Source organism: Chryseobacterium sp. CBo1, assembly GCF_001693475.1.
Classification (GTDB): Bacteria; Bacteroidota; Bacteroidia; order Flavobacteriales; family Weeksellaceae; genus Chryseobacterium; species Chryseobacterium formosense.
This window is the reverse complement of record NZ_MAUH01000006.1, coordinates 114957-139464: the sequence shown is the minus strand read 5'-3', so window position 1 is coordinate 139464 and position 24508 is coordinate 114957. Positions and strand designations below refer to the sequence as shown.

General features: G+C 34.7%; 22 protein-coding genes. 7 read left to right on the top strand and 15 right to left on the bottom strand.

Annotation, left to right across the window (positions count from 1 at the left end):
- Positions 1–109: 109 nt before the first annotated feature.
- Together BA768_RS05945 and BA768_RS05940 are read right to left on the bottom strand one after the other, a co-directional pair.
- Entirely contained in the window at positions 110–610 is a 501-nt protein-coding gene (locus BA768_RS05945; protein WP_065720064.1) for a hypothetical protein, read from the bottom strand.
- A gap of 153 nt (positions 611–763) precedes the next feature.
- Entirely contained in the window at positions 764–2824 is a 2061-nt protein-coding gene (locus BA768_RS05940; protein WP_065720063.1) for a M43 family zinc metalloprotease, read from the bottom strand.
- A 190-nt stretch (positions 2825–3014) separates the two neighbouring features.
- On the opposite strand from BA768_RS05940, the gene BA768_RS05935 reads away from it, so the two are divergent.
- A complete protein-coding gene (locus BA768_RS05935; RefSeq protein WP_065720062.1) occupies positions 3015–3416 on the top strand; it encodes a hypothetical protein in 402 nt (133 codons plus the stop codon).
- Between the two features lie 19 nt (positions 3417–3435).
- On the opposite strand, the gene BA768_RS05930 is transcribed toward BA768_RS05935, so the two are convergent.
- The 11 genes from BA768_RS05930 to lpxB all read right to left on the bottom strand — a co-directional run bounded on the left by BA768_RS05930 (position 3436) and on the right by lpxB (position 17801).
- A complete protein-coding gene (locus BA768_RS05930) occupies positions 3436–4098 on the bottom strand; it encodes a DUF6048 family protein (RefSeq protein ID WP_034679094.1) in 663 nt (220 codons plus the stop codon).
- A complete protein-coding gene (locus BA768_RS05925; protein ID WP_065720061.1) occupies positions 4064–4531 on the bottom strand; it encodes a DUF6452 family protein in 468 nt (155 codons plus the stop codon). The genes BA768_RS05930 and BA768_RS05925 overlap by 35 nt, the downstream gene beginning before the upstream one ends.
- A gap of 8 nt (positions 4532–4539) precedes the next feature.
- Positions 4540–7011, bottom strand: coding sequence for a zinc-dependent metalloprotease (locus BA768_RS05920; protein ID WP_065720072.1), 2472 nt, complete (start codon positions 7009–7011; stop codon positions 4540–4542).
- Between the two features lie 41 nt (positions 7012–7052).
- The gene (gene rlmD / locus BA768_RS05915) at positions 7053–8468 is read right to left on the bottom strand and encodes a 23S rRNA (uracil(1939)-C(5))-methyltransferase RlmD (protein WP_065720071.1); all 1416 of its coding nucleotides are present in this window, start codon (positions 8466–8468) and stop codon (positions 7053–7055) included.
- Positions 8469–8579: 111 nt separating this feature from the next.
- Entirely contained in the window at positions 8580–10130 is a 1551-nt protein-coding gene (locus BA768_RS05910; RefSeq protein WP_228388314.1) for a TlpA family protein disulfide reductase, read from the bottom strand.
- 183 nt (positions 10131–10313) lie between these two features.
- Positions 10314–11081, bottom strand: a complete 768-nt coding sequence (locus BA768_RS05905; protein ID WP_034679092.1) for a succinate dehydrogenase/fumarate reductase iron-sulfur subunit — start codon at positions 11079–11081, stop codon at positions 10314–10316.
- Between the two features lie 24 nt (positions 11082–11105).
- On the bottom strand, positions 11106–13118 hold the full coding sequence (locus tag BA768_RS05900; RefSeq protein WP_065720060.1) for a fumarate reductase/succinate dehydrogenase flavoprotein subunit: 2013 nt from the start codon (positions 13116–13118) through the stop codon (positions 11106–11108).
- 15 nt (positions 13119–13133) lie between these two features.
- The gene (locus BA768_RS05895) at positions 13134–13796 is read right to left on the bottom strand and encodes a succinate dehydrogenase cytochrome b subunit (RefSeq protein ID WP_034679089.1); all 663 of its coding nucleotides are present in this window, start codon (positions 13794–13796) and stop codon (positions 13134–13136) included.
- 144 nt (positions 13797–13940) lie between these two features.
- A complete protein-coding gene (locus BA768_RS05890) occupies positions 13941–15716 on the bottom strand; it encodes a ComEC/Rec2 family competence protein (protein WP_065720059.1) in 1776 nt (591 codons plus the stop codon).
- Positions 15717–15771: 55 nt separating this feature from the next.
- The gene (locus BA768_RS05885; RefSeq protein ID WP_083206591.1) at positions 15772–16665 is read right to left on the bottom strand and encodes a T9SS type A sorting domain-containing protein; all 894 of its coding nucleotides are present in this window, start codon (positions 16663–16665) and stop codon (positions 15772–15774) included.
- 32 nt (positions 16666–16697) lie between these two features.
- Positions 16698–17801 (bottom strand): lipid-A-disaccharide synthase, encoded by a 1104-nt coding sequence (gene lpxB, locus BA768_RS05880; RefSeq protein WP_065720057.1) that lies wholly within the window; start codon positions 17799–17801, stop codon positions 16698–16700.
- Positions 17802–17909: 108 nt separating this feature from the next.
- On the opposite strand from lpxB, the gene BA768_RS05875 reads away from it, so the two are divergent.
- Entirely contained in the window at positions 17910–18419 is a 510-nt protein-coding gene (locus tag BA768_RS05875) for a DUF2480 family protein (protein ID WP_034679086.1), read from the top strand.
- Between the two features lie 106 nt (positions 18420–18525).
- The gene (locus tag BA768_RS05870; RefSeq protein ID WP_034679085.1) at positions 18526–19182 is read left to right on the top strand and encodes a DUF937 domain-containing protein; all 657 of its coding nucleotides are present in this window, start codon (positions 18526–18528) and stop codon (positions 19180–19182) included.
- A 58-nt stretch (positions 19183–19240) separates the two neighbouring features.
- Here the strand turns inward: BA768_RS05870 and BA768_RS05865 are convergent, their stop codons facing one another.
- Positions 19241–19360 (bottom strand): 30S ribosomal protein THX, encoded by a 120-nt coding sequence (locus BA768_RS05865; RefSeq protein ID WP_065720056.1) that lies wholly within the window; start codon positions 19358–19360, stop codon positions 19241–19243.
- A 187-nt stretch (positions 19361–19547) separates the two neighbouring features.
- Positions 19548–20942, bottom strand: coding sequence for an MATE family efflux transporter (locus tag BA768_RS05860; protein ID WP_065720055.1), 1395 nt, complete (start codon positions 20940–20942; stop codon positions 19548–19550).
- Between the two features lie 155 nt (positions 20943–21097).
- On the opposite strand from BA768_RS05860, the gene BA768_RS05855 reads away from it, so the two are divergent.
- From BA768_RS05855 to aspS, 4 genes are all read left to right on the top strand, one after another.
- The gene (locus BA768_RS05855; protein ID WP_034679080.1) at positions 21098–21682 is read left to right on the top strand and encodes a DUF2975 domain-containing protein; all 585 of its coding nucleotides are present in this window, start codon (positions 21098–21100) and stop codon (positions 21680–21682) included.
- Between the two features lie 163 nt (positions 21683–21845).
- Positions 21846–22052 carry a helix-turn-helix domain-containing protein gene (locus BA768_RS05850; protein ID WP_034679077.1) on the top strand — a complete coding sequence of 69 codons (207 nt, stop codon included), beginning with the start codon at positions 21846–21848 and terminating at the stop codon, positions 22050–22052.
- A 115-nt stretch (positions 22053–22167) separates the two neighbouring features.
- On the top strand, positions 22168–22602 hold the full coding sequence (locus BA768_RS05845; RefSeq protein ID WP_051883016.1) for an ankyrin repeat domain-containing protein: 435 nt from the start codon (positions 22168–22170) through the stop codon (positions 22600–22602).
- Positions 22603–22739: 137 nt separating this feature from the next.
- Complete coding sequence (aspS, locus tag BA768_RS05840; RefSeq protein ID WP_065720053.1) at positions 22740–24494, top strand: aspartate--tRNA ligase; 1755 nt, start codon at positions 22740–22742, stop codon at positions 24492–24494.
- The last annotated feature ends 14 nt before the right edge of the window (positions 24495–24508 follow it).

Sequence of the window (24508 nt, the reverse complement as noted above, 5' to 3'; positions counted from 1 at the left end):
CAAATAAAATCGGATTCAATCCGAAAAAGAAGACAGTTGTATTTTCAACAGAAATTAATAAATTTATAACCCTAAATACTCCTTAAGGATTTATTCCAAAATGTCCAAGTTAGTTTGAAGACGTACAAGTATTACAAACAAAAGCTTTTCCGTCTTTTGATGATTTATGATAAACTCCATAAATAGTTTTATCACTATTTTGTGCATCAATAAATTCGTAAGTACCATTATTGATAACCATTGAGCTAAAATCATTCGGAGACACTGAGAATCTAAGGAACTTAGTTGGATTATCCACACTAACACCCACATACGAACCCAATTGATATTGATCTGCCAATTCTTTTACCATTACAGGGAAGCTATATACTGCAAATCTCTCCATTTTACCTTTTATATTAGGTAATGAAATATAGACTGGTTTTGCAACGGGTCCGGTTTCTTGAGCATCTTTTAATTGTGATTTTAATAAGTTAAGATCCAATTTAAAATGCTGTGAGATTGATCCTGGAACAATCTCTTTACTTCTACTTATAGTTATTGGTGACCACTGTGCAATAGCGGAACCACCAAGTAAACTACAAAATAAAGCAGTAATGAGTTTTTTCATATAATTAAATTACTTTTTAACACACAAATATATATATTTAATATGAAATATTCGAAATATTTAACATTTCAATAAAAAAGTCACAATACAGTTATTTATGCAAAAAATACCCCAGAGCTGACTCTGGGGTATTGCAAATCTATTCTGATATTATTATTTTTTTATAAACTTAATGCTTTTATTTACATTGTTTTCTTTAACAGTAATAATATAGGTGCCTTTTATCAATTCAGAAACATTTACCTTATTATTCTTTATAATACCCGACTTCACTAATTGGCCAGCCGCATTATGAATTTGGTATGCAGCCTTATCTGAAACCTTTGTAATATTTAAAACATCGGTTGCCGGGTTAGGATATAATTGAATTTCATTTGCGCCTGCAACATTTGTTTCCTTCGTGTCCAAAAATAATACTTTAAAAGTCTTTGACTGCATAAACCCAAAATCTACCGCTCCTTCAGAAATAAAAGTGTTCCCTGCAGCATCTTTTATATTATAGTATCCATAATATTCAATACCATCACCTTCTGTATCATTAATGGTGAATACATAACAGTCTGGTGCTAAGTTCCAAGTTTCAGTAACTAAAGCAGGTAAAGAAACTATTTGGTTTTGGCTGTTAGCAATACCATCTAGGTAAGGGCCTCCTGATTTAACAGTAACTCCTGCGCTATTTTTCAGTGTCCATGTCGTTTCTGTACCATAAAAATCCGGTTGAAGAGTGAAGTTAACCGTAGCAGAGGCCGCAGATGGCGTAGTTGTGAAGCTACCTGAAGCAGCATACGCATAATTATTGCTAGATCTTGCGTCAGAAGTACCATTTACTGAGGTAATCTGCGCAGAAATTGTAGAGTTTTCAGGAGCAGTTATAGAAATTATCGCATATCTATCTTGTGTAAGATTTCCTGTCCAGTTATAAGTTTGTGCCGCACCTCCGTTCACGCTGTATGTAATTACGGCAGAGGTAAGTACAGATGTCCCTCTATTATAAACACTAAACAAAAATGGAATAGAAGCCGTACCACCACAAGCCGTAGCAGAACTACAATTTTTTTCAGCTTTCAATTCTGCATCATTTGCAAATAATGGTATTGCAACATCTTTTGTAGATGTTTTAAGAGATGCTCTTCTAGGAGAATTGTTCATTACGGCAGTCATTCTTGCCTTTTGATCATTTGTGAAAATATTCATACAAAGATCATAAGTATAATTCATATAATTACGTACCATATCCAAGCCTGGCATTGTAGGGCAAGAATCTTGTGATGGATTGCATATATAATGCGCATTACCTGCACTTGAAGAAAAAGGTGTGTCATCACAATAATCTGTCAAACAATTACCATCTCCCCATAAATGTCTTAAACCTAAAAAGTGACCCACCTCATGCGTCATTGTACGACCTAAGTCAACCCCTTGTTGAAGAGAAAATGTTCCATCATTGTGATCATTGCTTCCAAAACACCAGTATCCAGCAACTACTCCATCAGTTTCTGCCAATCCTCCATTTGCGTTAAGACCAGGCAAGTTGGATCCCGAAGGAAATTGCGCATAACCTAAGAGTCCTTGATCCGAAAAGTTAACACTCCACATATTCATATATTGAGTAGGATCCCAAATGGTTTGAGGTTTTACAATTGCATCCACTTCATCCATACTCCATGAATTTCTACACATATTTACTCTATCAATACCATTTGTAGGATTACCATTAGGATCTACCTTTGCTAATGCAAATTGGATTTTAATATCAGCTCCAACAGTTTCATTATTAAACCCTCTAGTTCCAGACATTTTTCTAAAGTCCTGACTCATAACAGTAATTTGCGAAGCCACCTGAGCATCTGGAATGTTTGGTGCAACACCATAATTTTCCCCTGAGTGAATCACATGCACAACAACAGGTATGGTAATAACATCGCCATTTTGAGACTTTGCGGAAGCATTTCTAATTAAAGGATTAATCCATGCTTCAAACTGTCCTTCATTCATTCGATCGGGATACTGCTTTTGTAAAAAGGCTTCGTACTCACTGGATGAGCATCGAATAACCCCTTTTGTCTCTTTTAATTCATCAATAGTGTAAACTTTTCCAAACACTATAGTTCCTTCTTCCTTATTTTTAAGTTTTTGTTTTTGTCCATATACTATTGAACAAACACCCAATAAAAACAGAAAAAAAACTTTTGAGAAAGTAATTTTTTTTGTCATGACTAAAATTGATTTATTTTTTGGCAAATATAATATAAATTACATCTACATTAATATTCTATTAATTTTATTTAAAAAAAATCATTACTTTGCTTAGAATATAACAAAATTTTTAAATTTACCCATTATTAAAAAACAAATTACAATGAAATATATTACGATATTTTTGTTAATAACATCCGCAATACTATTGAATTGCAAATCAAAAAACATATCTACTGATAAATCATCAACAGTTATTGAAAAAATTTCCTTATCAGAACTCACGCGAGGCACAAACCGAATCTTCACCTTAACAAATGGCAAGCTTGAAACATCTTTAAACGGAAATAGTAAAACAGAAGAAATTACACAGGATAACTGGGCAAAAATTTCTGAGGCTGCTGAAAAGATTAATTTAGAAGGAATCTCAAAACTTGAATCACCATCGACGAAAAGATACAGCGACGCAGCTTTCGCTTCATTTATTACTATTACTAAAAACGGAACTGAGTATCAATCTTCAGAATTCGATGCAGGAAATCCTCCTGTTGAACTGAACAATCTTTATGATGAAATCAAGAAAGTAATAGAAACAAAAAAGAGCAAGTAAAACCTGCTCTTTTTTTATTTCAAAACTTGTAGGCAATATTCCATGCAAAGCCCATATTGAATTTGCTGGAGCTTTTTCCAAAGCCCGGGACGATCATTGGTACAACTTCGTCCTGTTTCGAAGTTACCATTAAATATCTCGGCTGCATACTTACATCAATGTAAAAATTCGATTCAAACAACTGTACTCTTCCCCCTAACGTTCCTTCAAGCCAAAAAGATGACTGTGATGATGAAGGCATCGATACCGTCGAACTGTTTCCGCCAAAACCTCTTACCGGAATTGCCATATATTCCTGTTTATAGAATGAACCGGCGATTTTTCCTCCTCCATAAAATCCGTTAAAATCATTCTCACGATCTCTTGCCAACATATAAAAAGCTCCGATCTTTGCAAAAGGGCCACTTGCTTTCGCATCGTAGCCATTGTTCTGGTAAATATTTTTATCAAAACCAGCTTCAATTATCCCGTGAAGGTTATCTTTTACTTTGGAAGAAATAAACCCCTGAAACAATTGCCTGTCGGAGAAAAAAGAAACACCTGCATTCAGAACATCTACGCCTACTATAAAGTTGGGTTCATATTTCCATTTTGGTTTTTCGGTTTCTTCTTTTTCCTGTGCAGAAAGATTCCAAAAACTTAAAACACTAAAAATTAAAGAATAAATTAGTTTTTTCTTCATTGTCTATAAAATTTTGTCCCTGCTCAAGACTTTTTAAGGAATTTGGGGTTGATAATACGGAGTTTACATTTTCATAATTTCTTTTTACACCACATCCTGGAGAAACGTAAATAGATTTAGTGGTATAGCTTACTCTTACTCTCGTAGAATCTTCTTCTGTTGTTGTTTTAATATAAAGATCGGTAAAAGGAGAATCATCAACGCGCAAAGGAACAAACACAGAATCAACCTTTAGCTTCCATCCCAAATCGATAATGCTTGTTCCAAGATCTGCATAAACTCTTATGGAGTCTATATCTGCGATTTTCCCTTCTCTTTTAAACATGATTTTCATTCTTGGGGTTCCTTCACCGCTTTCACAGATGTCGTCATCACTTCCGCAAGAAATCAATGACAAAGTAAATATGAATAATATGAATTTTAAATATTTCATAGCTGAATTTATTTCGGATCTAAAGCTTTCTCAATACGGAAAACCAAATCTTCGTAATGGTATTTATTAACCAAATCGTTGGAAATAGTTTTCGCTGCAAGATCTTTTTTAATGGTGTTCAAATTTCCTCTCACAATCGCTGAAACATCAGACTTATCTGAATTTTTGGTATCAATTAATTTAATTAAAGCATCAACATAATTTCTCTGAAGATTTCTTCCGTAAATATCTGCGTTGTCTTTTTTAATAATTGAATTGTTTAAATCTGAAAAATATTCGATCAATGAATATGAATTCTGATTAACGGCTTCCGACTCATACAAACTCTGAAGAACCATCTGACTTAAAATTCTTCCTAAAACTCCGTTCTGAATTTCTTCAACTGTTTTTACAGGAGTTTTTCCTGTTTTCTCAAAAATATCTTTTTTTAGCAACCATTGTGGAGTCGTGAAAATATTTTCATCTAAAAACTGTAAAGCTTCTTTTTGATCTTTCTTGGCAACTACTTCATAAACGGAGCCAGACTGTTCTGCCGTTTTCGGAGTTTCCATTTGTCCGCCAATATATTTTGAAACGTGACCTAAATATCTTCTGAACTGTGTAGTCACCTGATCATACATCATTTCAAGATTTTTGTAATCTTCATTCGGAGTTTTCGTCCAGCTATCAAGATTATCTACAATTCTTTTCAGATTTTTGATTCCGTAAGTACTTGCAATCATCGCATTGTCACCAACCTGCTCACTCTGAGATCTTGGATCTAAAGGATTGGTTTCTGTACCGAACCAAAGCCTTTCGTTTTTCAGATTTTTGATGACCCACTGATTAAGGTATTCTTTTTCTGCATCGGGAGTTTTAAACTGATTAAATCTTTTGTATCCCCACTCGATTGCCCAATTATCATAATCACCAATTCTCGGGAAAATCCCTGAATCACCAATATTATCTTCAGGTTGTGCAACATAATTAAATCTCGCATAATCCATAATCGAAGGAGTGTGACCATTTTTCTCCAGCCATTTTTTATCTCTCAGTTTTTCAACAGGAACTGTTGAACTTGAACCATAGTTGTGTCTCAATCCTAATGTATGACCCACTTCATGCGAAGAAACAAAACGGATTAATTCACCCATCAGTTTTTCGTCGAATTCCATTTTTCTGGCTCTTGGATCATTTGGAGAAGCCTGTACAAAATACCAGTTTCTCAACAACAACATGACGTTATGATACCAATTGATGTGACTTTCTAAAATCTCACCCGTTCTCGGATCGGCGATTGAAGGTCCTGAAGCATTTGGGACATCTGAAGGTTTATAAACGATGGCAGAAAATCTTGCATCTTCCAGACTCCATTCCGTATCAATTTTAGGATCCGGAACTTTTGCAACAATTGCATTTTTGAATCCTGCTTTTTCAAAAGCTTTTTGCCAATCATTCACCCCTTGAATTAAATAGGGAACCCATTTTTTCGGAGTTGCAGGATCGATATAGAATACAATTGGTTTGGAAGGTTCTACCAGTTCACCTTTATTGTATTTCTCTACATCCTGAGGTTTTGGCTCAAGACGCCATCTTTTTACCAAAGAAACTCTTTTTACACCTTGAGGATCCAAATCGAAATCGGTATAACCTACGGTAAAATAACCAACTCTTGGATCAAAATATCTTGCCTGCATTTTGTTTTCAGGAAGAAGAACAAAAGAAGAATTGATTTCTACGGTATAATTTCCGCTGATTTTAGGAGCGGGCATTCCCGGAACAGCCGGAGTTGCAGGTCTTCCTAAAGTTCTTGCGAAAGTTTTAGTGGTATTGATTTCAATATTATTTGGAAAAGATTTAACGAAATTCACAAAAGACATATCTTTCTGAAAAGTTCCTACTCTGTAAGAATCTTTAGCCCAAACCGAAAAAGAAGTAAGTTCGTTATCAGAATTTAAAACATCCGTAACTTCAATCACAGAAGAATTTTTCTTCAATCCGTAAGCTTTTACATCAAAAGATTTAATGATAGACTGCACATTATTTCTCGTTACCGAGTTATACATCTGAGACGTAGAATCTTTCGCATAATCAACGTGAGAAATTGAACGTAACAAGATTTTATCTTTCGGACCTTTTTCAAAAGCAATTACTTGCTGACCGATTTGGTCTCCTGCATAACCGGAAGTTCCGGAACGCATTCCTGCAGCAGCTTTCGTTAATCTTGTCACGAGAAGAAATTCCTTTTTCAGCATAGAATCCGGAATTTCAAAATAATATTTATCTTCTACTTTATGAACCGTAAAAACTCCCTGATCAGAAACCGCTTTATCGGTAATAATATCCTTAAATGGTTTGATCGGGCTTTTCTTTTTATCGTCTTTTTTTACGACAGCGGTATCTTTTTTTACTGCCGCTGAATCTTTTTCCTGAGCGGAAATGGTTTGCTGACCTAAAATCAAAGCAGTCAACAGAAAAAAAGCTTTACAGTTCTTTATCATATTCATTAAACTTTTAATAAAATCAATTCAAATCTACGTAATTATTTCTTGATAAGGAGCGCAATATTCTCCACATGGTGGGTTTGCGGAAACATATCTACCGGCAGAATTTTCACCAAAGTGTAATGGTCTTTCATCAAAGCCAAATCTCTTGCCTGAGTTGCAGAATTACAGCTTACATACACTACTTTTTCGGGAGCTAATTTTAAAATCTGCTCTACTACTTTTTGGTGCATTCCGTCTCTTGGTGGATCAGTAATCAAAACATCCGCTTTTGGATGATTTTCTAAAAATTCTTCTGTGAAAACATCTTTCATATCTCCACAATAGAATGTCGTATTCGTTAAACCGTTCAATTCGGCGTGCTCAATTGCTGCGTCGATAGCTTCCTGAACCGATTCAATTCCGATTACCTGCTTTGCATTTCTTGCAACATACTGAGCAATTGTTCCGGTTCCTGTATATAAATCGTAAACCACTTCATCACCTTTTAAATTGGCAAATTCAAGTGTTTTTCTATATAATTCTAAAGCCTGCTTGTAATTGGTCTGGAAGAATGATTTCGGGCCGATTTTAAATTTCAAACCATCCATTTCTTCCATTAAAAACCCTTCACCAAAATACACATTTACATTTAAATCATAAATTGAATCATTCTGTTTTGGATTAATTGCATACACCAAAGTTTTGATCTGAGGAAAATTTTCCAGCAAATAAGTAAACAATTTCTCTCTGTTTTCTTTTTCTTCTCTGTAAAGTTGGAACAAAACCATCCATTCTCCTTTGGAATTTTGTCTCATCATCAAAGTTCTCAGAAAACCCTCTTGATTTTTAACATCGAAAAAATCTAAACCATGATCAACTCCATATTTTTTTACAGCTAAACGAATTGCGTTGGAAGGATCTTCCTGTAGGAAACATTCTTTAAGATCCAAAATCTTGCTCCACATCCCTGGAATATGGAAACCAAGAGCATCTTTGCTTCCGAAATTCTCTTCTGAACTGATCTCATACTGAGTCAGCCATCTTGCATTCGAGAATGAGAATTCCATTTTGTTTCTGTAAAAATATTGTTCTTCAGAACCTAGAATAGGAACAGTAACGAAATCATCAATTCCGCCAATTCTTTTAATATTATTATAAACTTCTTCCTGTTTAAAATCAAGCTGCTTTTCGTAGCTCATATTCTGCCATTTACAGCCACCACAAGTTCCGAAGTGAATACATTTTGGCTCAACTCTGTAAGGAGATCTTTCGATAACATCTACAGCTTCCCCTTCAAAATATTTTGATTTCGCTTTTTTAACTCGTACGTTAACAACATCACCCGGAATTGCTCCGGAAACCATCACCGCTTTACCTTCTTCGGTTCTTCCGATAGCAACACCTTTTGCTCCTGCAGAAACTAATTTTATATTTTCAAGAATTAAATTTTTCTTATTATTCTTCCTACCCATTCTGATTTTTCTATTTTTTCTAATTGAAACTTGTCCGGTTTCAGTCTGCAAAAATACAATAAAAAAAACCTTATCCGAAGACAAGGTTTCTTTTATACTTTTTTAACTCGATTATTTAGTTGGAGCAGGAGCAGGCGCCTCTTGTGTTTTAGGGGCTTCTTCTACCTGTGGAGCCTGCTGGAAAGCTGACGGATCAAGCTGCAATTGTGGTTGCGGTGCAACTTTTGGCGCAGATAATCCCGTTTGTTTATCTAATAATGTCACCAAATCCTGATCACCCAGATTGTTGAAAGGTCTGCTTGCGATTTTACCATTTTTATCAACAATAATAAAGCTTGGTAATTTAAATCCATAAATTCCATATTTTTTAGCAATATCAGAATTAAGACCTCCATCTCCGTAAACATTAGTTCCGGTAATTCCATTGAACATTGCTTTGCTTGTTTTCCCAAACTGCTCTTTGGTATCATCAAGATTTACAAATACAAAGTTCATTTTAGATTTGTAGAAATTTACAACTTCTTTCAGAACAGGAACAGTACCTTCTTTAATATTAGGATTCCAAGATGCATAGAATACAATCATGTAAGGTTTACCTTTGTTTTCGCTTAATTTGTAAGCTGAACCATCTTCTTTTACCAATGAGGCTTCTGGTGCATCGTCTCCAACTTTAAACCCGTTGATCGCAAACTGCATTTTTTTCAGGTCAGCTTTGATGGTAGCATCTTTAATGTCTTCCTCGATAATTTTTTTGATTTTGTCTGTTGCAGCAGCCGGAGTTTGCGGATGCATATCTGACTGAGCCATTACGAAAGCCAATAAATAATCTTTCTCTGTCTGAGAAATTTCTTTTTTACCTTTTAAAAACTCGTTAAACAATTCTGAAGTGGTAACATCTGTTTTTCCCTGAGTTTTTGCCTGAGCAAACTTTTGGAAATCAGGGCTCATTTTCGTTAAAAGATACTGTCTGTAAAACGGACTTGTTTTTACCATTGTATCTTTATTCTCCTGAAGTTTGTTCTCGTAGTCAGTGAAAACTTTGCCCAATTTGAAAGATGGATTACCACCCATTTTCTTCGACATTTCATAATTTACCAATAAATTAAGAATTGCTGTTTTAGCATCGATTTTCTTCCACTCAACTACCTCTTTACCAGGATTGTATTTCTTCACATTTTCATCAATGTTTTTATTGATGTCAGCTTCGATTTTCTGCATTGCTTTTACATACTTTGCTTCATCCCCTGCAACCAATTCCTGAATATTCAGACCTTGTCCGTAGCTCATTAAAAACTTCTGACAAGCTTGGAAGAAATCATTATCATTTTTAGCATCACCTGTAACTACGTATTCGTTCGGGAACGTCGCTGAATTACCTGAGATATTTAATTTCTGACCTCCTTTAAGGAAAATCAAGTTTTGTTTTCCGGCATAATTCATAACGTACATTCCGTTTTTCGGAGCTTCGAAAGTTCCTGTAAAGTTTCCGTCTTTATCGATCCCGAAATTGGCAAGCGGAAGAGTTGCTACGCCTGAAGCTTCTACAAACTCGATTCTCTCTAGAGGAGAACTTCCTGCGATTTTTCCTTTTACTTCAACTTTTTTTGAACAAGACATTGCAAATATGGCAATGACAAACAACAAAAGATATTTTTTAATCATTATTGTATAATTATTTTTTTGGAATGATTGAATCTTCGATTTCATTTTTGTTTTTAAATAATTTAGCAAAAATAAGTTTTTCAAGTCAACAGATATAATATTTAAACTTATTTTATGAAAGATTTAACTAAAAAATCGCCTTCCTGTGAGAAGGCGATTTTTGTAATTTATTTTTATAACAGATTATCCTCTGTCTGCATAAGCAGCCATGTACTCTCTGTTCATTCTTGCGATATTTTCAAGAGAAATTCCTTTAGGACATTCTACTTCACAAGCTCCTGTATTCGAACAGTTTCCGAATCCTTCGTCGTCCATAGCTTTCACCATGTTCAGAACTCTACGTTTTGCTTCTACTCTACCCTGAGGTAAAAGAGCGTATTGAGAAACCTTAGCTCCAACAAATAACATGGCAGAACCGTTTTTACAAGTAGCCACACAAGCTCCACATCCGATACAAGCTGCAGCATCCATTGCTTTGTCTGCATCTTCTTTAGGAACCGGAATTGCGTTTGCATCAAGCGTATTTCCCGAAGTGTTTACCGAGATAAAACCACCTGCAGCCATTACTCTGTCGAATGCACTTCTGTCTACCATTAAATCTTTAATAACAGGGAACGCCGCACTTCTCCAAGGTTCAATAACGATCGTTTCACCATCTTTGAACATTCTCATGTGAAGCTGACACGTAGTAATTCCTGTATCAGGACCGTGTGCTCTACCGTTGATGTAAAGAGAACACATTCCGCAGATTCCTTCACGACAGTCGTGATCGAAAGCGATTGGTTCTTTCCCATCGTTGATAAGGTTTTCGTTAAGAATATCCAGCATCTCCAGGAATGAAGAATCTGTAGAAACATCCGATATTTTGTAGGTCTCAAACTGACCTTTAGTTTTGCTATTTTTTTGTCTCCAAATTTTCAGGGTAAGATGAAGGCCTTTTTTTGCACTCATAATTATTTATTTATAGGTTGGAGATTATTTGTAACTTCTTGCTTTAACTTCAATGTTTTCATAGATAAGATCTTCTTTGTGCAGAACTTCATTTTTGATATCATCACCTTGATATTCCCAAGCTCCTACATATTTGAAGTTTACATCATCTCTTTCTGCTTCACCTTCAGGAGTAGCATGATCTTCTCTGAAGTGTCCACCACAAGATTCGTTTCTATGTAATGCATCGATAGCCATTAATTGACCAAGTTCGATGAAATCTGCCACTCTGAATGCTTTTTCAAGCTCAGTGTTCATTCCGTCTGCATCTCCAGGAACCTTCACATCGCTCCAGAAATCTTTCTTTACCTGTTCGATTTCAGTGATAGCCTCTCTTAAACCTTCAGGAGTTCTTCCCATTCCTACCTTATTCCACATAATGTGTCCTAATTTTTTGTGGAAATAATCTACTGAATGAGATCCTTTATTATTTAAGAAGAAGTCTACTTTATCTTTAATTTCTTTTTCAGCCTGATTAAATTCGTTAGAATCTGTAGGAATCGCTCCCGTTCTGATGTCTGCAGAAAGATAATCTGCAATCGTGTAAGGAAGTACAAAATATCCGTCTGCCAAACCTTGCATCAATGCAGAAGCTCCTAATCTGTTTGCTCCGTGATCCGAGAAATTAGCTTCACCAATTACAAAACATCCTGGGATTGTAGACTGTAAGTTATAATCAACCCAAACACCACCCATTGTATAATGTACTGCAGGATAAATCTTCATTGGAGTTTTGTAAGGATCATCCGCCGTAATTTTTTCGTACATCACGAATAAGTTACCATACTTTTCTTCAACCCAAGCTTTTCCTAAATCATAGATTTGCTGTTCTGTAGGATTGTGAATATGTTTTTCGATAGCGGCTTCTTTACCTTTTTTCATGATCTCTGTAGAGAAATCAAGGTAAACACCTTCTTTAGTATCATTATTTTCGATTCCGAAACCAGCATCACATCTTTCTTTACCCGCTCTGGACGCAACGTCTCTAGGAACCAGGTTTCCGAATGCAGGGTATCTTCTTTCCAAATAATAATCTCTGTCTTCTTCTTTAATATTTTCAGGTCTCAATTTACCTTCTCTGATCGCTACTGAATCTTCAATCTTTTTAGGAACCCAAATTCTTCCTGAGTTTCTAAGTGATTCAGACATCAAAGTCAGTTTAGACTGCTGCGTTCCGTGAACCGGAATACAAGTCGGGTGAATCTGTACATAACAAGGATTTGCGAAATACGCTCCTTTTTTGTGAATTTTCCAAGCTGCAGAAACGTTTGAACCCATTGCGTTGGTAGAAAGGAAATACACGTTTCCGTAACCTCCTGAAGCAATGACAACCGCGTGAGCAGAATGTCTTTCGATTTCACCTGTTACCAGATTTCTTGCGATGATTCCTCTTGCTTTTCCGTCTACTATTACCAGTTCCATCATTTCATGACGGTTGTACATTTTAATTCTACCTTTACCGATCTGACGGCTCATTGCAGAATAGGCACCTAATAATAACTGCTGACCTGTCTGTCCTTTTGCGTAGAAAGTTCTTTTTACCTGAACACCACCGAAAGAACGGTTATCTAACTGACCTCCGTACTCACGCCCGAAAGGAACTCCCTGAGCAACACACTGGTCAATAATATTTGCAGAAACTTCAGCCAATCTGTAAACATTTGCCTCTCTCGCTCTGTAGTCACCACCCTTGATGGTATCGTAAAACAATCTGTAAGTAGAGTCACCATCTCCCTGATAATTTTTAGCTGCGTTGATCCCTCCCTGAGCCGCAATAGAGTGCGCTCTTCTTGGAGAATCCTGATAGCAGAATGCTTTTACATTATAACCCTGCTCAGCCAAAGTAGCTGCAGCAGAACCTCCTGCCAAACCTGTTCCTACAACAATAATATCAATCTTATCTCTGTTGTTTGGTGCAACAAGGTTCATATGGTCTTTATGATGCTTCCATTTATCCTTAAGCGGACCTGCTGGAATTTTTGAATCTAATTTACTCATATTAGTATATTGATATTATTGAGTTACGTAATGAAAAATTGCAATAAAAATAAAACCTAGTGGAATAAGGATAGAATACCAGTTCCCGAAAGCTTTAATTACTGGTGTATATTTCGGATGTCTTGCTCCAACAGACTGGAAAGAAGACTGGAAACCGTGAGCCAAGTGCAAACCTAAAAGCACAAAAGCAACCACATAAAGAACCACTCTCCAGATATCATGAAATTTGTGGTGTAATTCAGCAAAATACCTTGTTTCATCCGGAGTATTTCCCTGAATGTATTTGTAATTCATTTCCGGAAAATAAAAATCGTAGAAGTGAAGTACAAGAAACGCAAGAATTACCGCTCCTGAAATAATCATGTTTCTTGACATCCAAGAAGAGTTTGCTGCACCATTATTGTTCGCATATTTTACAGGACGTGCTTTGTTGTTTTTAATTTCTAAAACAAAACCCATCACAAAGTGAAAGATTACCGCAAACATCAAAACGGGTTGCATAAGATACTGCACCAAAGGATTGTATCCCATAAAATGAGAAGCCTGATTAAAAACATCCTCACTAAAAACAGATGTCATGTTGGTAGACATGTGCATCACTAAGAAAATCAGCAGAAACATTGCCGAAAGTGCCATTGCATATTTCCTACCTATTGTAGAACTTGTTAAACTTGCCATATTAAGCTTAAATTTGAATTTCCACAAAATTAGGAAATGTTAACAATACGTGAAACTGAGAAATCTCACTATTAGGCAGTTTGTAATGTTTCTAAATAAGAATTAAAACAATAATAAAAACTCGAAAACTTTCAATTATTGATATTAATCTAAGTAATATATTTTGTTTTTGAATTTTACCGTTTTTGCTGAAGCCGGAAAATTTTTAATTGTAACATTTTTAATTCTGCGTTTTGAAACATAAGAATTCACAATATATTGTTGAATCTTATCTCTCTCATCATTAGAATTTAACCAAAAAATGACTTGATCTCCACTCTTGATCGAGATAATTTTATCTTTTTTATAATGATGAACCAAAAATTCATCTTCTTGATTTTCAATAATATTAAAAGAAACTTTAATCAGAATAAATACCAGAACAGATAAAATAACATTGGATGCATTTTTAAAATTAAATTTCTCAAGCATAAATTTCAGAAAATAAACAATCCCGAACAGAGCAAAAACCTCAACTAAGTTTAAAGGAATATTTTCAAAAAATACCGAATCGAAACCTGCAAACCAATGAATGACTTTCAACAAAACCTGAATCACAAAATCATAAATAACGTTGATACCTTCAAAATCTACATTAAAACCGATCAAAGCAGTCATCACAAAAGAAAAAACAATAATCAACTCCGAAAACGGCACGATAAAGAAATTGGCAAAAATTGAAATCAAAGAAAACTGATGAAAATAATACAAAACCAGGGGCAAAGTTGCCAATTGCGCTGCAATGGAAATCGAAATCGTATTGTAAATTATTTTCTTGAAATAATGATCCTGCCTCGGAAGATATTTCAGGATCGGTTGATTCAGCCAATAAATTCCCAAAACCGCCAGAAAACTCAACTGAAAACCAACATCGAAAATCTGCTGCGTATCAATCATTAAAATAATAAACGCAGAAAATGCCATCGAATGAAGCAAATCTGGTTTTCTTTGAAGCAAAACATAAATAAAATACACCGAAATCATAATGCAGGAGCGCATCACAGAATTTCCAAATCCGATAAAGACCGCAAAAATCCAGATAAAAAATAAACTGATAATGATGGCGTATTTTCTAAAACCAACCGGAGAAAACCTCATCATCAGAAAATAAAACATCCCGAAAATCACAACAATGTGCGTTCCCGAAATTGCCAGAAAATGCACCAGACCCGAACGGTTAAAATCCTCAACCGTTTCAGCATCAATTTCAGTACGGTCTGCGAGAATAATTCCTTTTAAAAATTCACGGCTGCGAAAAGATATTTTAGAATTGTCAATTTCTTGTAAGGTTTCTAAACGTTTCTGCCTAATTTTTTCAGAGAAATTTAAATCAGCTCTCAAAGCAGAAGAAATCTCTCCGTTGGTGTAGCATTGATAGAAAATATTTTTTCGCTGCAAATATTTAGAATAATCAAACTGAAAATCATGTTCAGGAGATTTCGGTTGAACAACATAAGCTTTTGCTTTGTAATAATGGTTAAAATCAAGTTCTTTTTTACCCTTTTCAACATTAACAATCGCTTCAAACACTTGGTTTTCAACTCCAGCTACAACTTCATATTTTTTATACTTTTCATTGGAATTTAATTTTTTTGAAACTTTAAAAACTATGGTTTCATTGGTTTTTAAATTAAATTTTTCATAATTAATTTGATTATAAAAATGGAATGATATTCCCAGCCCGAAAAACAATATCACGAGAAGAATATTTCTGATTTTAAATAAAATTTGATTTTTTATAAAAAACAATCCAGAAATTAAGATAGAAATTACGAGAATTATAGTAACAGAGCTTTGTTCAAAAGAAATTTTATCCTGAAAGAAAATTCCAAGAATAAAAGAAATGACAAGAATCAAAAGAGGCTGTCTGTTCAAAATCATCTGTGTTTGAACAAACTAAGTTAAAGAATATTTATATTAGATCGATGTTTTCAGCTTATTTTTTTACAATTTTCTTTATTGTTTGCCCTTTTTCTGTAGTAATTTGAATGAAATAATGCCCTGTTTGTAAATGTGATACATCAAGTATATTATTAATTACATTAGATTTGATAGTTCTTCCTAATTTATCATACAGAAGAATTTTTTTTATTTTATGTTCAGTTAAAATCTTGACTTTATCGATTGCAGGATTAGGACTGATAGTTATTCCTGATGAATCAAATATTTCTTCATTAATTCCTAGATTATTTGTACCTTCAATTGTGAAAGTGACGCCATCATATGTAGCATCAAACCATGTTATAACACCATTACCTGAGCCATATAAGTTTGTTGGACTAATAGACATTGCATAGCTACCGCTGTGAATACCTGTCCACCAAAAAAACGTATCTTGTAAATTATTAACTGATAAAGTTTGCAAATTATTTTTTGGTATAAAAACCAACCAATATTTAACACCCGCTTGCAAAATTAGATTACTTATAATTTGATTAACATCAACTGAATATGTATAATTTTGAAAACTTGTTTGCACTAAATGATATGCTGGAGAAGTATTAGATATATCTATCTTAGCAACTGGCATAACAGATAAATCAGATGGATTTCCATTTGGTTTACCATTATCATCATTATAAATATAAATCATTAGACCTGTCGAACGAGATTGCAAATTATTTGAAATCTGTGTTCCTTGAATAGAAATTTTAGTTACATTACTGGTTTGGTTTAAAGTAAAATCATCTGCAATAGCTACAAATTGACCGTCTGATATTGCAGTAGTATTCATTGCTGCATTTCCTAACTTATTTTGTTGAAAAATTAAATTCGTTTGTGACTTACAAATCAAACTCAAAAGAATAATAAATAAATAATTATGTTTCATGGTTTAATATTTTTTTTAGTTTATTTATGCTTTTAATTTTTCAAAATAACATTCGCAGCATTTTCGCTCGCTCCTTCCCCGCCTAATTTCTCTCTAAGTAACTTAAAATCTTGAAGCATTTTGCTTCTTTTTTCGCCTTCAACAACGAGATTCAGTTCTTTAACAAGGTTTTGAGTATTGAGTTCGTTCTGAATCAATTCTTTCACCACTTCCCTATCCATAATCAAATTGACCAGAGAAATATATTTGATATTTTTAACCAGTCTTTTGGCAATAGCATAAGAAATTTTACTTCCGCGATAGCAAACTACTTCAGGAATATTCAGCAAAGCAGTTTCTAAAGTTGCCGTTCCCGAAGTGACCAAAGCGGCTTTCGAACACCTCAACAAATCGTATGTTTTATTAGAAACAAAATGCACATTTTCATCCACATATTTTTGGTAAAACTCTTTATCTAAGCTTGGCGCACCTGCAATCACAAACTGGTAATTTTCAAAATACGGACGAACAGAAAGCATGATTTCCAACATTTTTTCGACTTCCTGTTTTCTGGAACCCGGTAAAAGTGCAATAATTTCTTTTTCGTTTAAACCATTTTCAGATTTAAAATTCTCAATATTGATTTCCTGAAGTGAAGAAATGGCATCCAGCAAAGGATGTCCCACAAAATGAGATTTTACTCCATGTTTATGATAAAAATCTTTCTCGAAAGGTAGGATTACCATCATTTCATCGACATATTTTTTGATGATTTCTACACGACCTTCCTTCCACGCCCAAAGTTGTGGTGAAATATAGTAAACAACTTTTATTCCTAATTCTTTGGCAAATTTTGCGATTCTAAGATTGAATCCGGGATAATCTACCAAAATAAGAACATCAGGTTTATTATTTTTAATGTCTTCCTTGCAGAATTTAATATTGTTTAAAATTGTTCTCAGGTTCATCGCTACTTCAAGAAATCCCATAAAAGCAAGATTACGATAATGTTTTACCAAAGTTCCGCCTTGTTTCTGCATAAGATCTCCGCCCCAAAATCTGAATTCTGCGTTGGAATCTTTTTCCTTTAAAGCTTTCATTAAATTGCTTCCGTGCAAATCTCCGGAAGCTTCTCCTGCAATGATGTAATATTTCATAAATAATAATTGATGTACGATGAATGATTTTATCTATTGAACTGACAGTTTCAAACATCAAAATTCAAATTATAATTGAGTAAATTTGCTTCAAAGATAATGATAAAAATGTCAGAAGAATTTGAAATAAAAAATAAAGTGGCAGCAAGCGGATTGATCAACTTCGATTTGTCTACATTGCTCCCAAAAGGAGAAAGAAAAGGAATTGATCTGAAAGATTTTCTTTTTATGGAGATGGTTTTAAAAGAAAAAGATTTTCGTGAGAAAGTAGCAGCAATCAACTTAGAAGAATACAAAGACGCTTATATTTATGTTTACAATTCGGCAGATGCGATTGTTCCGCTTTGGGCTTATTTCCTGATTACGGCAAAACTGACTGATACTGCTAAAAAAATTGTTTACGGAAGCGCTGAAAACCTTGAAATGATCCTGATGCATGAAGCCGTAAGAGATTATGACTTCTCTGAAATGAACGGCAAAAGAGTTTTGGTAAAAGGATGTTCAGACAAATCTATTCCGGAGAACGCATATGTAGAATTGGTAGAAAAACTGAGTCCGGTTGTAAAATCTTTAATGTTTGGTGAAGCTTGTTCCAATGTTCCTATTTTAAAGAATTAAGCCTAATTTTTTGATGTTTGATTAAATTTTAATTGTGAATAAATGACTGTATTTCATATTTTTTGATAACTTTGAGTTGATTAACAAATAAAAATATAAACACAAAATGAGTTTAATTGATTTACTTACTGGTAATACAGGAAACCAGGTTGCAGAACAGGCTGAAAACAAATTCGGAATCAGCAAAAATCAGATTATTGCGCTCTTAGCAGTCGCTACACCACTTGTTATTTCTTATTTACGAAACAAATCTCAGGATGCAAAAGAAGCTGAAGCTTTAAACAACGCCTTAGACAAAGATCATGACGGAAGTATTCTGAATGACACTTCGCAACTCGAATCCAGACAAAATGAAGGGGGTTCTATTCTTTCTCACATTTTCGGAAGCGAAAAAAATACTGTTGAAAACCAATTGTCGCAAAACACAGGAATTTCTATTGATAAAATAGGTCCGATCTTGGCGATGCTTGCTCCTGTGATTATGGGATATATCGGTAAAGAAAAACAACAGAATAATGTTGGAGCCGGAGGTCTTGGAGATCTTTTAGGGGGAATTTTGGGTGGAGCTCAAAATCAGGCTCAGCAACAACAATCAAATCCTTTAAATGATATTCTTGGAAGCGTTTTAGGTGGCGGACAATCGCAATCTTCAGGAAATCCTCTGAATGACATCTTAGGAAGTGTTTTGGGAGGAGGCCAACAAAAGCAGCAAGGCGGAGGCGGCATTGGAGACCTTCTTGGCGGACTTTTTGGGGGAAAATAAACCTTTTGAAATGATAAAAAAAGACCAGAGAGAATTTCTCTGGTCTTTTTTATTCCTTTTACTTTTTAGATTTTTCTTCAGAGGCTACAACTGATTTAGCATCTTTTCTCGGTCTTCTTTTTCCGTAACTACCATTGTTGATTTTACCTCTTCTTGATTTTTTGTCTCCTTTTCCCATAGCAATAAATTTTGGTTGATATACGAATTTATAAAACTGAGTTTAAAAATCAAAGATTTAGGCTGTTAAAATTTTTATAATGTTTTTTTGCTGAAAGATGGATGATGGAAGATGGAAGTTTTTTAACCCTAAAAATTTGCATTCCAATAATGAACTTCCTTCATCCGGCTTCAAGCACCTATCCTCCCTACACTTTTACCGTTTTCCATTTTCCTCTTTTAAACAAGATAAAAGCAACGATCGTTATTAAAGTTTCTGCAGCAGGAATTGAAATAAAAACACCTTTTGGTCCCATCTCCAGATATTTTGCAAGAAAGTAAGCTAATGGAATCTGAAACAGCCAAAATCCGAAAAGATTCACCCAGGTTGGTGTCCAGGTATCTCCGGCTCCGTTGAATGCATTAATCATTACCATTCCTATCCCGTAGAAAATAAAGCCAATACTCATAATGTGTAAAGCATTTTTAGCAAAATTTACAATTTCAGGCTCCTGAGTGAAAAATCCAACCAAAAAATCACCTAAAAGAAAAAATACCAGACTTACCGTCAACATGAAAATCACGTTATATTTTACGGTTTTCATAACCGATTCTTCGGCTCTCTGCATTTCGCTGGCTCCCATATTCTGACCAACCAAAGTTGAAGCCGCATTGCTCAGTCCCCAAGCCGGAAGCATGAAGAACATCATTAGTCGTAAAGCGGTCTGATAACCCGCAGAAGCATTTTCACCACCGGTTGTTGCAACCAAATTGGCTAAGAAAATCCAACTACAGGAAGCAATGACAAACTGAAAAATTCCGGGTGTGGCAATTTTTACGACAGATTTTATAACATCAAATTTTGGCTTAAAATAGTTAAGGTGAATTCTGATCTGAGTATCGGCAATTAAAAGATGATACAATTGGTAAATAACACCAATACTTCTTCCGATCATCGTTGCCAAAGCAGCTCCCGTTAACCCCATTGCAGGAACAGGTCCGAAACCTTTAATCAAAACAGGGCACAAAATAATATTGGCAATATTGGCAATCCACAAAGATTTCATTGCAATCGCCGCATTTCCTGCTCCACGGAAAATCCCATTAATTAAAAATAACAGCATGATAATGACGCTGCTTCCCATCATAATTCTTGTAAAATCTTTTCCATAAGCTGCAGCTTCTGGTTTTGAACCCATCAGAATTAAAATTTCTTCAGCATAAATTACTCCAAACAAACTTAAAACTAAGGTTACCAAAAATGAAACCAGCAAAACCTGTGCGGCACTTCTTGAAGCCTGCTCAGGATTTTTCTCACCAATTCGTCTTGCAACCATTGCTGTTGCCGCCATACTCATTCCGATCGCAATAGAATACATGACGGAAAGTACAGATTCTGTGAGACCAACTGTCTGAATGGCGTAACCGCTTTCTTTCAAGTGTCCCACAAAATACAGATCTACTAATGCAAATACAGATTCCATAGCCATTTCGAGCATCATCGGAATTGCCAAAAGAAGAACCGCACTTCTTATAGATGCTTTGGTGTAGTCGACTTCTTCGCCGCTTAATGCTTTTTTCAGGAAAGTGATGTATTTAGACATGATGAGTTTGTTTTGAGCAAAAATATCAATTCAGAAATGAACGCAGCTTGACATATGGAAAGTTTTTCAATTTTAATTGTTAATTAAAATTTTGATAATTAATTATCGTAAAACAATAATTAATTATATATTTGCAATAATAAAATATTTAGCACATGAAATTACTCGGACCAAAATCTATTTCTACAGGATTATCTTATTTATTCCTACTACTGTTTATCTTTTTGTTACTCCACACAATTTATATGACTTTTTTATTTGGAGTAAGCTATTACAACTATACCAACTCTGAACACTTATTACCTGAAGTCATTGAGATTGGAAAATCAAGAGGAAATCATCCGCCTCCGTTTGATGTTTACTTTATCTTCAAATATCCGTTTTCAAATCAGCAAATGATGATGGGGTTTTTCACCAAGCAAACGGTAATGTTTCATTCTTTTCAGAATATATTCTTCTGTCTATTTTTTTTGTTTTTGTATAAAATCTTTAATCATCTAAACAACCATAATCTTTTCACTGAAAAAATAATACAGCAGCTGAAAATATTTTCTATTATTAATATTCTGTACGCCCCGCTCTATTTTTTCATTTGGGTGTATCTTTTTAATGCCAGTTTAGATGGCTCTATAATTATTACTTGCTTAATTTTCTTCTTTTTAGGAATTACAATGTATTTTACTTCTGCGTTTTTCAAAAAAGGTTACCAATTACAATCTGAAAATGATTTAACAATATAAAATATGCCAATCATTTTAATCTGGATGTATCTTTTAGATATAATTCTAAACTACACCATTTCTACAGTATGTTTTATCCTTTTGGGATTGTCTTACTTTGCAATCCTACTTTTAAAAAATTGGAATAAATTACAATCTGAAAACAATCTAAAAAAATTAAAATATGCCAATCATCATTAACGTAGACGTCATGTTGGCGAAAAGAAAAATGCAGTCTCAGGAACTTGCAGAGAAAATAGGAATTACACAGGCAAACCTTTCTATTTTAAAAACCGGAAAAGCAAAAGCATTGAAACTTTCAACATTGGAAGCCATCTGTAAAATTCTCGATTGTCAACCGGGAGATCTTTTAGAGTATATAAAAGATTAATAAAATTCTACATGAATTATCATTTTAGAAAAACGAACGAAATCGATTAATAATTAACAACATGAATCAAAAAATTTATTTAGCTTTGTGTATTATTTAGATAAAATTGATATTTATGAAAAAAATAATTACCACAACTTTATTAATTGGATTTGTTGCTTTAACAAATTCAATCTATGCACAGCAGGCAACAAAAGTTCAGCGTCAAGCCATACAAACAGATAATATTGAGACTTTCAAAAGTGCATTTACAAAAGCTGAGTATGACAAATGCATTGATATAAAGGAACGTTCATACACAATGTTGTCGTACAGTATCAGACATAACAGAAAGAACATTACAAACTTTTTACTTGCAAATAATTCTGATGTTAATAAAGCTTGTAAAGGATTAACCCCTTTAATGGTTGCAGCAACATACGGAGAAACTGAAGCAGCAAAATTACTTCTAAAAAAAGGAGCCAATAAAAATGCAAAAGATCTTAACGGAAAAACAGCAAAAGATTACGCTACAGAAAATAAACAGACTGCAACAGCTGCAATTCTGTAAAAAATTCTGTAAATAATATTTAAAACTTCCTTCGGGGAGTTTTTTTGTTTCTAAAACCTTCAAAAATCTTATCTTTGCAAACGGAAATTATCAAAGGTTCAAAACCTTGAACCATAAACTTTAAACTTTAAATAATAATGTTTCGATCGCACACAAACGGAGAATTATCTCTAAAAAATCTTAATGAAGAAGTTACACTTTCAGGATGGGTACAAACCATTCGTGATAAAGGATTTATGATTTGGATAGATCTTCGAGATCGTTACGGCATTACTCAGTTGGTTTTTGATCAGGACCGTTCTACAGCGGAACTGATGGAAAATGCAAAAAAACTGGGACGTGAATTTGTAATTCAGGTTACAGGAAAAGTAATCGAAAGAATAAGCAAAAACCCCAATATTCCAACAGGAGAAATTGAAATTTTAGTTGAAAAATTAGAAGTTCTTAATGAATCTCAGCTTCCGCCTTTCACGATTGAAGACGAAACGGATGGTGGTGAAGAATTAAGAATGAAATACCGTTACCTGGACATTAGAAGAGCTCCGGTAAGAGATAAACTGATCTTCCGTCACAAAATGGCGCAAAAGGTAAGAAATTATCTTTCAGACGAAGGATTTATCGAGGTTGAAACCCCGGTTTTAATCAAATCTACTCCGGAAGGAGCAAGAGACTTCGTTGTTCCAAGCAGAATGAATCCGGGACAGTTTTACGCATTGCCACAATCTCCACAAACTTTCAAGCAATTGTTAATGGTAGGTGGAATGGATAAATATTTCCAAATCGTAAAATGTTTCCGTGATGAAGATTTAAGAGCAGACAGACAGCCTGAATTTACACAAATCGACTGCGAAATGGCATTTGTAGAGCAGGAAGACGTAATGAATGTATTTGAAGGAATGACGAAAACGTTGATCAAAGACATTACAGGTCAGGAATTCGGAGCATTCCCAAGAATGACGTTCGCCGATGCGATGCAGAAATACGGAAACGATAAACCGGATATCCGTTTCGGAATGGAATTCGTAGAGTTGAACGATTTAGTAAAAGGAAAAGATTTCAAAATATTTGATGACGCAGAATTGGTGGTCGGAATCAATGTTGAAGGATGTGCAGATTACACAAGAAAACAAATCGATGAACTTGTTGATTGGGTTAAAAGACCGCAAATCGGAGCTTCAGGAATGGTTTGGGCTAAATTCCAGAATGATGGTGTAAAAACCTCTTCTGTGAACAAATTCTACAATGAAGAAGATTTAGCAAAAATCATCGAAAAGTTCGGAGCGAAAGAAGGCGATTTAATGTTGATTCTTTCAGGAAACGAGCACAAAGTAAGAACTCAGCTTTCTGCGTTGAGAATGGAGCTTGGAAACCGTTTGGGATTAAGAAAAGGCGACGTTTTCGCACCACTTTGGGTTGTAGATTTCCCATTATTGGAATTTGACGAAGAAAGCGGACGTTACCATGCAATGCACCACCCTTTCACCTCTCCAAAACCAGAAGATATTCATTTATTGGAAACTGATCCGGGGAAAGCAAGAGCCAACGCTTACGATATGGTTCTTAACGGAAATGAAATCGGTGGAGGTTCTATCAGAATTTTTGATAAAGATTTACAATCAAGAATGTTTGATTTATTAGGATTTTCAAAAGAAGAAGCAGAAGCTCAGTTCGGATTCTTAATGAACGCCTTCAAATACGGAGCTCCGCCTCACGGTGGTCTGGCTTTCGGATTTGACCGTTTGGTGGCAATTTTGGACGGAAACGAGGTGATCAGAGATTATATCGCATTCCCTAAGAATAATTCAGGACGTGATGTGATGATTGATGCTCCTGCAGCGATTGCGAATGAACAGCTCGATGAACTGGAATTACAATTAAATTTAAAAGCATAAATTAGAAGCGGAGA